10 protein-coding genes are annotated in these 12,688 nt (G+C 68.0%); 8 read left to right on the forward strand and 2 right to left on the reverse strand.

The features are described from left to right. Positions 1 to 2 precede the first annotated feature (2 nt). The 3 genes from EVU97_RS01705 (at position 3) to EVU97_RS01715 (ending at position 4,326) form a co-directional block, all read left to right on the forward strand. A complete protein-coding gene (locus EVU97_RS01705) occupies positions 3 to 929 on the forward strand; it encodes a DegV family protein (RefSeq protein WP_165357833.1) in 927 nt (308 codons plus the stop codon). 155 nt (positions 930 to 1,084) lie between these two features. Then, on the forward strand, positions 1,085 to 1,951 hold the full coding sequence (locus tag EVU97_RS01710) for a ComEA family DNA-binding protein (RefSeq protein ID WP_240730088.1): 867 nt from the start codon (positions 1,085 to 1,087) through the stop codon (positions 1,949 to 1,951). Beyond that, positions 1,948 to 4,326 (forward strand): ComEC/Rec2 family competence protein, encoded by a 2,379-nt coding sequence (locus EVU97_RS01715; RefSeq protein ID WP_129662982.1) that lies wholly within the window; start codon positions 1,948 to 1,950, stop codon positions 4,324 to 4,326. The genes EVU97_RS01710 and EVU97_RS01715 overlap by 4 nt, the downstream gene beginning before the upstream one ends. Before the next feature lie 49 nt (positions 4,327 to 4,375). Here EVU97_RS01715 and EVU97_RS01720 read toward each other — a convergent pair whose 3' ends face one another. Then, on the reverse strand, positions 4,376 to 5,293 hold the full coding sequence (locus EVU97_RS01720) for a LysR family transcriptional regulator (protein WP_129662984.1): 918 nt from the start codon (positions 5,291 to 5,293) through the stop codon (positions 4,376 to 4,378). A gap of 69 nt (positions 5,294 to 5,362) precedes the next feature. Here EVU97_RS01720 and EVU97_RS01725 point away from each other — a divergent pair, with 69 nt between their 5' ends. Then, positions 5,363 to 6,202 carry a Sir2 family NAD-dependent protein deacetylase gene (locus tag EVU97_RS01725; RefSeq protein ID WP_129662986.1) on the forward strand — a complete coding sequence of 280 codons (840 nt, stop codon included), beginning with the start codon at positions 5,363 to 5,365 and terminating at the stop codon, positions 6,200 to 6,202. A gap of 13 nt (positions 6,203 to 6,215) precedes the next feature. Here EVU97_RS01725 and lexA read toward each other — a convergent pair whose 3' ends face one another. After that, the gene (gene lexA / locus EVU97_RS01730) at positions 6,216 to 6,935 is read right to left on the reverse strand and encodes a transcriptional repressor LexA (protein ID WP_047311416.1); all 720 of its coding nucleotides are present in this window, start codon (positions 6,933 to 6,935) and stop codon (positions 6,216 to 6,218) included. Between the two features lie 266 nt (positions 6,936 to 7,201). Here lexA and EVU97_RS01735 point away from each other — a divergent pair, with 266 nt between their 5' ends. The 4 genes from EVU97_RS01735 (at position 7,202) to serA (ending at position 12,686) form a co-directional block, all read left to right on the forward strand. Then, on the forward strand, positions 7,202 to 7,615 hold the full coding sequence (locus EVU97_RS01735) for a LysM peptidoglycan-binding domain-containing protein (protein WP_165357834.1): 414 nt from the start codon (positions 7,202 to 7,204) through the stop codon (positions 7,613 to 7,615). A gap of 247 nt (positions 7,616 to 7,862) precedes the next feature. Beyond that, positions 7,863 to 8,324 (forward strand): transcriptional regulator NrdR, encoded by a 462-nt coding sequence (gene nrdR, locus EVU97_RS01740; RefSeq protein ID WP_047311683.1) that lies wholly within the window; start codon positions 7,863 to 7,865, stop codon positions 8,322 to 8,324. A gap of 73 nt (positions 8,325 to 8,397) precedes the next feature. Beyond that, positions 8,398 to 11,319, forward strand: coding sequence for a vitamin B12-dependent ribonucleotide reductase (locus EVU97_RS01745; RefSeq protein WP_129662990.1), 2,922 nt, complete (start codon positions 8,398 to 8,400; stop codon positions 11,317 to 11,319). A 170-nt stretch (positions 11,320 to 11,489) separates the two neighbouring features. After that, complete coding sequence (gene serA / locus EVU97_RS01750) at positions 11,490 to 12,686, forward strand: phosphoglycerate dehydrogenase (RefSeq protein ID WP_129662992.1); 1,197 nt, start codon at positions 11,490 to 11,492, stop codon at positions 12,684 to 12,686. Positions 12,687 to 12,688 lie beyond the last annotated feature (2 nt).

Raw genomic sequence — 12,688 nt, forward strand, 5'->3', positions numbered from 1 at the left:
GCGTGGGTGTCGTCACAGACTCGACGGCGTGCCTGCCGGACGAGCTCGTGGCGGCGCTCGGCGGGACGCTCGCCGTCGTGCCGCTGACCGTGACGATCGACGGGCGCTCGCTCGTCGAGGGTGAGGGCGTCACCGGGGAGACGGTGGCCCAAGCCGAACAGAACGAGCGGGAACTGTCGACGGCCCGGCCGGCGCCTGCGCGCATGGTCGAGGCGTACGAGTACCTCGCGGGTCAGGGCTGCACCGAGATCGTCTCCGTTCACGCGGCGGCCCAGCTGTCGTCCACGGTGAGTTCGGCGCGCCTCGCGGCGGCCGAATCGCCTGTGCCCGTCTCCGTCGTGGACTCCACGACGATGGGCATGGCGATGGGTTTTGCGGCGCTCGCCGGGGCTCGTTCGGCCGTGCGCGGTGAAGGCTTCGCCGCGGTCGAGGAGGTCATCCGTTCCGTGGCGACGACGTCGCGCACGGCGCTCTACGTCGACTCGCTGGAACCGCTGCGCCGCGGTGGTCGCGTCGGTCGGGCCGGTGCCCTTCTCGGCTCCGCGCTGTCGATCAAGCCGCTGCTGCGCCTCGAGGACGGGGTGATCGAGCCCTTGGCACGCGTGCGAACGACGGGCAAGGCCATCGAACGCCTGGGGCGGTGGGCGCTCGCGGAGGCGCGGGCCCTCGGACCGGGCCCGGTCGTCTGCGCCGTGCACTCCGTGACGCGACAGGACCTTGCCGAGCGACTCACGGGGCTCCTCACGGAAACGGCGGAGAAGGACACTGACGGAGCAGAGCCGGTGACCTGGGCAGAACCCATCGTGCAGGCACCGCTGGCCGCCGCTGTCACGGCGCACATCGGCAGCGGAGCGATCGGCGTGGCCGTGGCCCGGATGCCGGAGGATTCGTCGGGGGCCGACCCGAACGGGGAAACCGACGCCGCGTGACGGTCTGATTCCGTCGTGGGCCCGGTGCGCCGTGTCCGAGCTTCCTCCACAGGCGTGATGCCTGCGCATGACCCCGAACTGTCGCAGCAGGCGCTTCCACAGGCTCAAGCGGCGCAGGATGGTGTTCACTCCGGAGGCCTTCGTAGCGTCACGCCATGACGACTCGACACGACAGCGACGACCGGCTCGACGAAGTGCTCGCGGAGATCGAACGGGCACGTCGCGAACCCGCGTGGACCCCTGAGCCGGAGCGCACGCCCCGACGGCTCATCCGCCCTCCTGCTCCGCTCGACGAGGCTCGCTGGGCGCCGTCACGCACGGCCGTTGTCGTGGTTGCACTGTGTGCACTGCTCGCTGCTCTCGTCTTCGGTGTGCGTGTCATGCTCACGCCGGACACATCGAGCGCCGCAACAGGCTCTTCAGCCAAACCGCTGCAGGTCGCGGGTCGTGCCACAGTGTCGAGCACCCCATCGGGCGCTGCCGCGGCGCCCACGAACGCTGCCTCGACAGCGGCCACCCCCGCCGCTGCGGCGTCGCCGTCGGTGCTCAATATCCACGTCGTCGGGGCGGTGCGCACTCCCGGCGTCGTCACGGTCACACCGGGCGCCAGGGTCGAGGACGCCGTCAGGGCAGCCGGTGGGCTGAAGGGAGCCGATGCTTCCGGCATCAATCTCGCGCGGCCACTCGCCGACGGAGAGCAGGTCATCGTGCCGAGGCCGGGGGAGTCCCCGCCGGTTCCCAGCCCGCCCGCGGCTCCGGCGGGTGGTCAACCGTCAGCGGGTGCAGCGGCCATCACACCGGGAACCCCGGGGGCCTCTGCAGGGGCGTCCGCCCTCGTCAATCTCAACACGGCCGACGCGGCCGCGCTCGACACCCTGCCCGGAGTGGGACCGGTCCTCGCGCAGAGAATCCTCGACTGGCGCACGGAAAACGGCCGATTCTCGAGCGTCGAGGAGTTGGGTGAGGTCAGCGGCATCGGTGACAAGGCCCTGGAGCGGCTGCGCTCCAAGGTCACGGTGTGAGGAGCGAGCACGACCTCCGGCTGCTCGGCGCGGCATGTTGTGGCTGGGGCGTGCTCGCCGTGTTGCTCGCACTACGAGCCTCGGCCACCGAGGTCGTCGTGGTGGCGCTCGCCGCCGCAGCGCTGGGGGGAGCGCTGTTCCTGTCGCGGGTTCGGCGCGCGCTCGTCGTGGGCGTTGCCTTCTGTGCGGTCGTCACGGCGCTGATCGCCACGGCGGCCGGAGGACAACTCGCTCACCAACGTCAGGGGCCGCTCGCCGAGTTGGCGGCCGAACGAGCCAGCGGAACGTTCGAGGCCGTCGTCACGGGGCAACCCCGCGCCCTTGAACCTAAGGGGCCGGGCGCTGCGGAGACGCGGTATCTCGTTCCCCTCACCGTGCACCGAGTCCAGGCCCGCGGAACGCGGGTCGACGTGGCGACGCCGGTCGTCCTGATCGGTGACGGGCGGTGGCGGACCGTGCCGTGGAGAGCTCGGCTCGATGTGAAGGCCAGACTCGCGCCCTCGGAACGGCTCGGGTCTGCCCAGGCGCTGCTCGTGGCGCGCGGTGGACCTCATGTCCTTGACGGGTCGCCACCGGTCATCGCACAACTCGAAGTCTTGCGCCGGGGTCTGTCGCACGCGGCTCGAAACCTCCCGGACGACCCGCGCGGCCTCGTGCCGGCGCTCGTCGTCGGTGACGTCGCCGCGATCCCGACCGAGTTGAACGACGACATGAGCGTCACGGGCATGTCGCACCTCAACGCGGTGAGCGGGTCGAACGTCACCATTGTGCTCGTCGCGGCGTCGTGGTGTCTGTCCTGGTCTGGTCTGCGTCGGCGCGCCCGCACAGTGGTGGCTCTTCTTGTCGTCCTCCTCTACGTGCTCGTGTGCCATCCGGATCCGAGCGTTGTCCGTGCCGGAGCGATGGGCATCGTCGGCTTGCTCGGCACGTCGTGGGGCAGACCGAAAGCTGCCTGCCCGGCGCTCGGGGCGGCCATCACGCTGCTCCTCATGTGGGATCCGTGGCTCGCCGTGAGTGCGGGGTTCGCGCTCTCGGCGCTCGCCACGCTCGGCCTCGTGCTCTTCGCGAAGCGATGGGCGAACGCCCTGACGGAACGGTTGCCGCAAACGCCGTCGTCGAAGCTGACCCACGCGATCGAACTGTGTCTCATTCCCGTCGCCGCCCAGGCGCTGTGCTTGCCCATCCTCGTGGCGCTGAGTGGTGCCGTGTCGCTCGTTTCCCTGCCGGCGAACGTTCTCGCGGAGCCCTTCGTCGCACCGGCCACGCTCGCGGGGATGGTCGTTCTGCTCGTGGCACCACTCGTCCCGGCTCTGGCCGATCTGCTCGTGTGGGCGGCGGGTCTTCCCGCCTGGGTCATTTCCACGATTGCCCACGTCGCCGCGTCCGTGCCAGGGGGTTCGTTGCCGTGGCCGAGCGGGGCGCCCGGCATCGTGCTGGCCGGCGTCCTCCTCGCGGCGCTCCTGTTCGGGTGGCGAATCGTCCCGTGGCTCGGCCTTCGAGGGTGGGCATCCGTCACGTTGGTGGCGCTCGTCCCCGCGGCCCTGTGGCTTCCGATCCCCGGAGAGGGACGCGCAGATCCGGGGTGGCTGTATGCCCAGTGCGACGTCGGGCAGGGAGATGCCGCCTTGGTACGCACCGGTGAGCAGGCGGCGATCCTCGTCGACACCGGACCCGAGGAAGGGGACGTCACCGGGTGCCTCGATCGTCACGGCGTGACGCGTGTGGACGCCGTCGTGCTCACGCACCTGCATGCCGACCACGTCGATGGTCTGGGGGCCGTACTCGAGCGGCAGCCGTCGGTCGAGGTCTTCGTGACGTGGCTGACGAGCCACAGCTCGAGCCCTCGTGGTGGCCGAGGGGAGAGGGATGCCGATGCCCAGACGAGGCAGGTGTTGCGCCGTTACGGGAAGGTTGCGCAACGCCTCGCACCGGGTCAGCAGGTCCGTGTCGGTGACGCCGTGCTCGACGTCCTCTGGCCGCGCCGAGCGTTGGCGGCGGGTTCGCCGGTCAACAATGCTTCCCTCGTGCTCGATGTGGCGACGCCGAGCGTGCATGCGCTCATGCTCGGCGACGTCGAACGGGAGGCGCAGGCCGCGTGCATCGGGGAGGTGACGCGCCGAGCAGCGTCGCGTCCCTACGACCTCGTCAAGGTCGCTCACCACGGCAGCGCGAACCAGAGTGCCGGGCTCTATCGGGCGGCTTCGGCGCGGGTCGGCCTCATCGGGGTGGGGGAGGGCAACGATTACGGACACCCGAAGGAATCGCTCCTGTCGTTACTCGCCCAGAGCGGAACAGCCGTCTACCGAACGGACCTTTCAGGAGACCTCGATGTCGTACCCGTCGGTAGATCGCTCACGGTCGAACCGCAGAGATGACACCGGTGAGAGTCGCAGGAGATTCCACTCGCGAGCCGGAGGGAACCGGCTACAGGTTCGGCAGAGCGTCGGTTGCTTCCCGCAGCGCGTCGAGGGTGGCCTTGACCGCCGGCACACGCTGGAGGTCGGGCGTGGTGACAGCCTGAACCGAACGACGGCTCGCCGGCTCGATGGCGATGGTGGCCACGCGGGGGTGCTGGGTCGAACGCAGGATGAGCTCCGGGATGAGGGCCACGCCCAACCCCTCGGCCACGAGTCCGAGCACGGTGACGTAGTCCTCGGTCTCGAACGCGACGTCAGGGGTGTAACCCGCCGAGGTGGCGAGCGAGAGCAGGTGGCCCCGGCAGCGCGGGCATCCGGCGATCCACGACGCGGACTCGAGCTCCTCCATCGACACGGAGCCCCTTCCGGCAAACGGGTGATCGGCCGGTACGGCGAGGCGCACCTCGTCCTCGAGCAGGTCGAGCGTGGTGAGCCCCTCGAGATCCTCCGCGTGTGCCGCGATCTCGTCGCCGTCGTAGGAGAACGCGACTGCAACATCGCAATCTCCCGCCCGAAGCGCCGCGAGTGACTCCGGCGGCTCCGCTTCCGCGAAGGTGACCTGAACGTCGGGGTAGCGCTGCTTGACGAGCGACAGCGCTCGTGGGACGACGGTCGACGAGGCCGAGGGGAAGGCCATGAGGCGCACTCGTCCCGCCCTCAGGCCGGCGATCGAGGCCACTTCGCCCTCCGCCGCCTCGAGAGCGGCGAGCACCGGAGTGGCTGTGCGGGCGAGCACGTGGCCCGCCTCGGTCAGACGCACCGAACGTCCGAGGCGCTCGACGAGAGCCGTGCCCGTCTTGTCCTCCAAGCGGCGCACCATCTGGGACACGGCAGGCTGGGAGTAGCCCAGGGAAGCAGCGGCAGCGGTGAAGCTACCCTCCTGGGCAATGGCTTTCATGACCCGAAGGCCGGCGGCGTCGATCATCCGTAGAGAATAACCCGGCGTTATCGGATGTTGTAGTTTCTATCGATTGTCGAATGAGAGGGGCCACCTGTGACTGCAGAGTTGGCGGAGTTCGTCGCGCAGGGCGACCTGTTCGTGCTCACCGGGGCGGGTCTCTCGACCGAGTCGGGCATTCCCGACTACCGCAAGCCTGACGGCACCCGCCGAACGGTTCCCATGACGTTCCAGCAGTTCCTCAGCGGGGACGACGCGCGCCGACGCTACTGGGTTCGCAGCGCCGTCGGGTGGGAACGTTTCGCCGCGGCTCGGCCCAACGGCGGCCACCACGCTGTTGCAGCCTTGCAGCGCGCAGGTCTCGTGCAACACCTCGTGACGCAGAACGTCGATGGTCTTCATGCGGCCTCCGGGGCGGACGCCCTCGAACTGCACGGTTCGCTCTCCTCGGTGCAGTGCGTCGAGTGCGGCAGCCGCTCGAATCGAGCCGAGTTCCAGGGGCGCATCCGCGACGCCAACCCGAACCTCCCGCGCGACGTGGCCCTGTTGGCCGACGGAGACGCCGAGGTTGCCCGGAGTGCAGAGGATGCGTTCGTCCTCGTGGCCTGTCCGCACTGTGATTCGCTCGTCGTCAAGCCCGACGTCGTGATGTTCGGCGAGAGCGTGCCCACCGCGACGGTTGAGCACTGCTACGCGCAGCTCGAACTGTCACGGGCGGTTCTCGTTCTCGGAAGTTCGCTCAAGGTGATGTCGGGCTTCCGGTTCGTCTCGGCCGCGCTCAAGGCGGGCAAGCCCGTGGCCCTGGTCGGTCTGGGAAGCATGCGCGGTTCGGAGCGCGCCGATCTCGTGCTGCACGAACCGCTTGGTGCCACCCTCACCGCGACATGCGAACGCCTCGGCCTGCAGGTGCAGACCGAGGCGAACGCGACGACGTGAGGGTGGGCGAGAGTCAGACGCTGCGCAGCACCGCCGTGACCTTGCCCATGATGCTGGCTTCGTCGCCGTCGATCGGCTCGTAGTTCTCGTTCGCGGGCAGGAGCCACGTCTTGCCGTTCGTGCGCTTGAACGTCTTCACGGTGGCCTCGCCGTCGAGCAGCGCAGCCACGATCTCACCGTTGGACGCCTCCGGCTGCTGGCGCACGACGACCCAGTCGCCGTCGCAGATGGCGGCTTCGATCATCGAGTCGCCGACAACCTTGAGCAGGAACAGTTCGCCGTCACCGACGATCTGACGGGGGAGGGGGAACACGTCCTCGACGGCCTGCTCGGCCAGGATCGGCCCGCCGGCGGCGATGCGTCCGACGACGGGGACGAAGGAGGCCTGCGGACGCTCGTTGCCCGAGTCGGTCTCGTCGTACGTGCTCTCGGACGCTGCACGCACCGAGGTGCCTCCGCGGTAACCGCGGGTGTCGGCGCCGTCGTCGGGGGAGACGACCTCCATGGCGCGAGGGCGGTTGGGGTCGCGACGCAGGTAACCCTTGCGCTCGAGCGTGGCGAGCTGGTGTGCGACGGAGCTCGGGCTCGTCAGCCCGACGGCCTCACCGATCTCGCGCAGGCTCGGCGGGTAACCGCGCTCGTCGACCGAGCGCCGGATGACGGTGAGCACTTTCTGCTGGCGCGGGGTCAGTTTGCCCTTCGCGCGGTTGTTCATGGAGTGGACCTCACCCATGGCGTCTCCTCACATCGACGAAAACAGTGATCTCGCGGACGCGGACCTCGGTGCGGAGCCCTGATTCTCCCCGGAATTCCGGGGTTGTCGGTGGCCGCTGATTCGGTGTGAGCGTTCGGGATCAACGTAGGCACCACCGTACACAGTTTTCGCAAACATGTACGAGAAACACGCCGCCGACAGCCTTGCTTTCGAACGTTTGTGTCGTACAGTTGTTCTATCGCACGGATGTTCGATGCATCCGCGCCGAGTCAGGAGGAATGAACATGAGTGCTGTGCCCAGTCTGGACGTCCCGGCGGTCGCGCCGAGCCCCCGTCGTCACCTGCACCTCGTTCCGTCGGGGCCTGCGGTCGTCGATTCCCTCGAGGGTGGTCGTAGCGCGCGGCGCGCCCCGTTGACGCGTCGTGCCGTTCTCGCTCGCCGTCGCTTCGCTGCCCTTCTGGCGCTTCTGGTTCTCGTCGGCGGTGGCCTCCTTGCGGCCAAGGCCGTGGCCGAAGCTAACCCTGCCGGTGGCGCGACGTCGGTCACGGTGAAGGACGGGGAGACCCTTTCTCAGATCGCCGCTCGTGAGCTGCCGTCCTTGCGTAACGACCGTGGTGTGGTGGCCATCCAGGAGGCCAACAACATGAGCTCGATGCACGTTCAGGCCGGCCAGCGAATTCTCGTTCCGGCAGGCTGAGCGGCCCCCTCGGCGTGTCGCTGGGGCGAGCCGCACATCTTTTCCGCGTCATTGCTGGGGTTGGTGCGCCGGGTTTGCCGACACGGTTGCGAGCGGTCGCCAACGCAACCTAGGATTCCTAGATGTAGGGCACAGGCGCCCTAATGCCCCCAACATGTGGTTGTTTGCGGAAGAGTTCCCGCGATGCCGGTGTTGGGGTTCATACCGTCACGAGGCGGTGGAATCCTGCGATCGAGAGGCGTGGCACGTGCACTGTCCCTTCTGCCGCAACGCCGACTCCCGTGTGGTCGACTCCCGTTCGACCGAGGACGGCACCTGCATCAAGCGTCGCCGCCAGTGCCCCGACTGCGGCAAGCGTTTCTCCACCGTCGAGACCGCGAGCCTCACGGTCGTCAAGCGCTCCGGTGTGAGCGAACCCTTCTCTCGCGACAAGGTCATGTCGGGCGTGCGCAAGGCCTGCCAGGGCCGCCCGGTTTCCGACGATCAGCTCGCCGTCCTCGCTCAGCAGGTGGAGGAGTCGATCCGCTCCAAGGGGGCTGCGGAGATCGACGCCCACGATGTCGGCATCGAGATCCTCGGCCCGCTGCGCGAACTTGACCACGTCGCGTACCTGCGGTTCGCGTCCGTCTACCAGGCCTTCGAGTCACTGACTGACTTCGAGGACGCCGTCGCCGACCTGCGCAGGCACGCTCTGCGCGACGCCGGCTGAGCTCCACAGACTCACCCCCTACTTCACGACACACCACACCAAACCCACGAGAAGTGCCAGGAGGCATGCGGTCATGACCGAGACCACGAAGGCTCGAGCCAAGTCGGGTCGCCGGAACAACGGCGTCACGATCGAGCGGATCTTCACCACCCCGGGCGTCCACCCCTACGACGCGGTGACCTGGGAGCTGCGTGACGTCGTCCAGCAGAACTGGAAGACCGGCGAGACGATCTTCGAGCAGCGTGGTGTCGAGTTCCCCGACTTCTGGTCGCTCAACGCCTCCACCATCGTCACGACGAAGTACTTCCGTGGCGCGCTGGGGTCGGACGCTCGCGAGAAGTCGCTCAAGCAGCTCATCGACCGCGTCGTGCTCACGTACACGAAGGCCGGCAAGGACAACGGCTACTTCGCGTCCGACGCCGACGCCGAGATCTTCGAGCACGAGCTCACGTACGCCTTGCTGCACCAGGTCTTCTCGTTCAACTCGCCGGTGTGGTTCAACGTGGGTACGGCGAGCCCGCAGCAGGTCAGCGCGTGCTTCATCCTGTCCGTCGACGACTCGATGGACTCGATCCTCAACTGGTACAAGGAAGAGGGCTTCATCTTCAAGGGCGGCTCCGGTGCCGGCCTCAACCTCTCGCGTATCCGTTCCTCGAAGGAGCTGCTGTCCTCCGGTGGCACCGCCTCCGGCCCGGTCTCGTTCATGCGCGGCGCCGACGCCTCGGCAGGCACCATCAAGTCCGGCGGCGCCACGCGTCGTGCGGCCAAGATGGTCGTCCTCGACGTCGACCACCCGGACATCGAGGAGTTCATCGAGACGAAGGCGCGCGAGGAGGACAAGATCCGTGCGCTGCGTGACGCCGGTTTCGACATGGACCTCGGTGGCCGCGACATCGTCTCCGTGCAGTACCAGAACGCGAACAACTCCGTTCGTGTCAGCGACGAGTTCATGAAGGCCGTCGTGGACGGCACAACCTTCGGCCTGCGTGCCCGTGACACGGGTGAGGTCATCGAGTCGGTCGACGCCCGCGAGCTGTTCGACAAGATCAACAAGGCCGCGTGGGAGTGCGCCGACCCGGGTGTGCAGTACGACGACACGATCAACGCGTGGCACACGAACCCGGAGACGGGCCGCATCACGGCGTCCAACCCGTGCTCGGAGTACATGTCGCTCGACAACTCCAGCTGCAACCTGGCCTCGCTCAACCTCCTGAAGTTCCTCAAGGACGACGACACGTTCGACGCCGTCACCTTCCAGAAGGTCGTCGAGCTCGTCATCACGGCGATGGACATCTCCATCTGCTTCGCCGACTTCCCGACGGAGTCCATCGGCAAGACGACGGTCGACTACCGCCAGCTCGGCATCGGTTACGCCAACCTCGGTGCGCTCCTCATGGCCACCGGCCACGGCTACGACTCGGACGGCGGCCGTGCGCTGGCCGGTTCCATCACGTCGCTGCTCACGGGTGCCGCCTACAAGCGCTCCGCCGAGATGGCTTCCGTCGTCGGACCGTACGCCGGTTACGCCCGCAACGCCGACGCTCACAACCGCGTCATGCGCAAGCACCGTGCCGCGAACGACGAGCTCGCCTCGCACAAGGACATGGGCGCCATGGCCAGCGACATCCACGCGCTCGCGACGAAGGCCTGGGCCGACGTCGTCGAGAACGGTGAGAAGGGCGGCTTCCGCAACGCGCAGGCCTCCGTCCTCGCGCCCACCGGCACCATCGGCTTCATGATGGACTGCGACACCACCGGTATCGAGCCGGACTTCTCGCTCGTGAAGTTCAAGAAGCTCGTCGGCGGCGGTTCGATGCAGATCGTCAACCAGACGATTCCGCGCGCGCTGAAGAAGCTCGGCTACCAGGAAGAGCAGATCGAGGCGATCGTCGAGCACATCGCCGACAAGGGCCACGTCATCGACGCTCCCGGCCTCAAGCCGGAGCACTACGAGGTCTTCGACTGCGCCATGGGTGCGCGCGCCATCTCCCCGATGGGCCACGTCCGCATGATGGCCGCCTGCCAGCCGTTCCTGTCGGGTGCTATCTCCAAGACGGTCAACCTGCCGGAGTCGGCCTCGGTCGAGGACATCGCCGAGGTGCACCTCGAGGGTTGGAAGCTCGGTCTCAAGGCCATCGCCGTCTACCGTGACAACTGCAAGGTCGGCCAGCCGCTCTCGTCGGGCAAGAACGAGAAGAGCTCCGAGCCCGCGACGGCCACGGAGACCGTCGCCGAGACGCCGGTCGAGAAGATCGTCGAGTACCGCCCCGTGCGCAAGCGCCTGCCGAAGCGTCGCTCGTCGCAGACGACGTCGTTCGCCGTGGGTGGCGCGGAGGGTTACCTCACCGCCGGCACGTACGAGAACGGCGATCTCGGTGAGCTTTTCCTCAAGTTCGGTAAGCAGGGTTCGACGCTCGCCGGTGTCATGGACGCGTTCTCCATCGCCGTGTCGATCGGCCTGCAGTACGGCGTGCCGCTCGAGACGTTCGTCGAGAAGTTCACGAACCTGCGCTTCGAGCCGGCCGGTATGACGGACGACCCGGACGTGCGTATGGCGCAGTCGATCATGGACTACGTCTTCCGCCGCCTGGCGCTCGACTACCTCGACTTCGACACGCGTTCTTTCATGGGCATCCACACAGCCGAGGAGCGCGCTCGCCAGCTCGAGACCGGCTCCTACACGCCGACCGAGAGCGACGACGAGCCGTTCGACGCCGAGTCCAACTCGCAGTCCGTCGCCCCGGCGGCGGCACGCGGTGAGCGTCCGGCAGCTGCCACCTCCACGGAGGAGCACGCCGACGAGGTGAAGTCCGGTTCCGGTGCGGCCTCCGCCCGTGAGGTCGGCTCCGAGATCCACAGTTCGGCCGAGCTCATCGAGAAGTTCCAGGGCAAGGCAGCCGACGCCCCGATGTGCATGACCTGCGGCACGAAGATGCGTCCCGCCGGCTCCTGCTACGTCTGCGAGGGCTGCGGAAGCACCTCCGGCTGCAGCTGATCGCTCAGCCCTGATCGAGTGCGGGGCGTCGTCCTTCGGGGCGGCGCCCCGCGCTCGTCTTATTTCGTGAGATGCGTCGGCGTCCGCGGCGCCCGGTGCTGTCTCATGATGTGAGCAGCCCGCGATCTCATTGGCGGGCGCAACCGCCACACCGGAAAGGAACTCTCCCTGTGAAGGCACTGCTGCTCGAGAACGTCCACCCCCTCGGAGAGTCCTTGCTCCGTGATGCCGGTTTCGAGGTCGAGACCCGCGTCGGGGCTCTCGACGAGGACGAGCTCATCGAGGCGCTCGAGGGGGTTCAGCTGCTCGGCATCCGCTCCAAGACCGAGGTGACGGCCCGCGTCCTCGAGAACGCGCCGAGCCTCGAGGCCATCGGAGCCTTCTGCATCGGCACGAACCAGATCGACCTCGCCGTGGCAGCGCAGAAGGGCGTCGTCGTGTTCAACGCGCCGTTCTCCAACACGCGCTCGGTCGTCGAGCTCGCCATCGCCGAAATCATCATCATGGCCCGCCGTCTCACCGAGAAGGACCGCGCGCTGCACGACGGAGTCTGGTTCAAGGACGCCAAGGGCAGCCACGAGGTGCGCGGTCGCCGCCTCGGCATCGTCGGGTACGGCAACATCGGTTCCCAGCTGTCCGTCGTCGCCGAGATGCTCGGTTTCAAGGTCTACTTCTACGACACCGACGACAAGCTCGCGCTCGGAAACGCCACGCGGTGCAGCTCCCTCGAGGAGCTGCTGTCGGTCGCCGAGGTCGTCACGCTCCACGTCGACGGTCGCTCCGGCAACGCCGGCTTCTTCGGCGCCGAGCAGTTCGCAGCCATGCGTCCGCGGGCGCTGTTCCTCAACCTCTCGCGCGGCTTCGTCGTCGACTACGACGCGCTCAAGACGCACCTCGAGTCCGGTCACATCGCCGGTGCGGCCGTTGACGTCTTCCCCGAGGAGCCCAAGTCGAAGGGCGAACCGTTCAACTCGCCCTTGCAGGGCCTCGCGAACGTCGTCCTCACCCCGCACATCGGCGGCTCGACCGAGGAGGCGCAGGAGGACATCGGTCGCTTCGTCGCCGCGAAGCTGCGCGACTACATCCAGCGCGGTTCGACGACGCTCAACGTCAACCTGCCCTCGCTCAACCTGCCCGAGCGTCCCGGCCAGCACCGCCTCATCCACTTCCACCAGAACCTCCCCGGCGTCCTGGCCCGGATGAACGGCATCCTCGCCGAGCACGGCGTCAACATCGAGGGCCAGATGCTCGACACCTCGGCCGAGAGCGGCTACGTCGTCACCGACGTCGTTTCCCAGCTGCCCGAGGCGCTGCTCGACCAGCTGCGGTCGATGCCGGAGACGATCCGTCTGCGCGTCGTCAACTGAGG

This window comes from Dermacoccus sp. 147Ba (assembly GCF_004151355.1).
Lineage (GTDB): Bacteria > Actinomycetota > Actinomycetes > Actinomycetales > Dermatophilaceae > Dermacoccus > Dermacoccus abyssi.

Excerpts from the sequence above, each read along its gene's own strand:
- EVU97_RS01710 (WP_240730088.1), top strand. The coding sequence starts at position 1,085 with ATGACGACTCGACACGACAGCGACGACCGGCTCGACGAAGTGCTCGCG.
- EVU97_RS01720 (WP_129662984.1), bottom strand. The coding sequence starts at position 5,293 with ATGATCGACGCCGCCGGCCTTCGGGTCATGAAAGCCATTGCCCAGGAG.
- lexA (WP_047311416.1), bottom strand. The coding sequence starts at position 6,935 with ATGGGTGAGGTCCACTCCATGAACAACCGCGCGAAGGGCAAACTGACC.
- EVU97_RS01735 (WP_165357834.1), top strand. The coding sequence starts at position 7,202 with ATGAGTGCTGTGCCCAGTCTGGACGTCCCGGCGGTCGCGCCGAGCCCC.
- EVU97_RS01745 (WP_129662990.1), top strand. The coding sequence starts at position 8,398 with ATGACCGAGACCACGAAGGCTCGAGCCAAGTCGGGTCGCCGGAACAAC.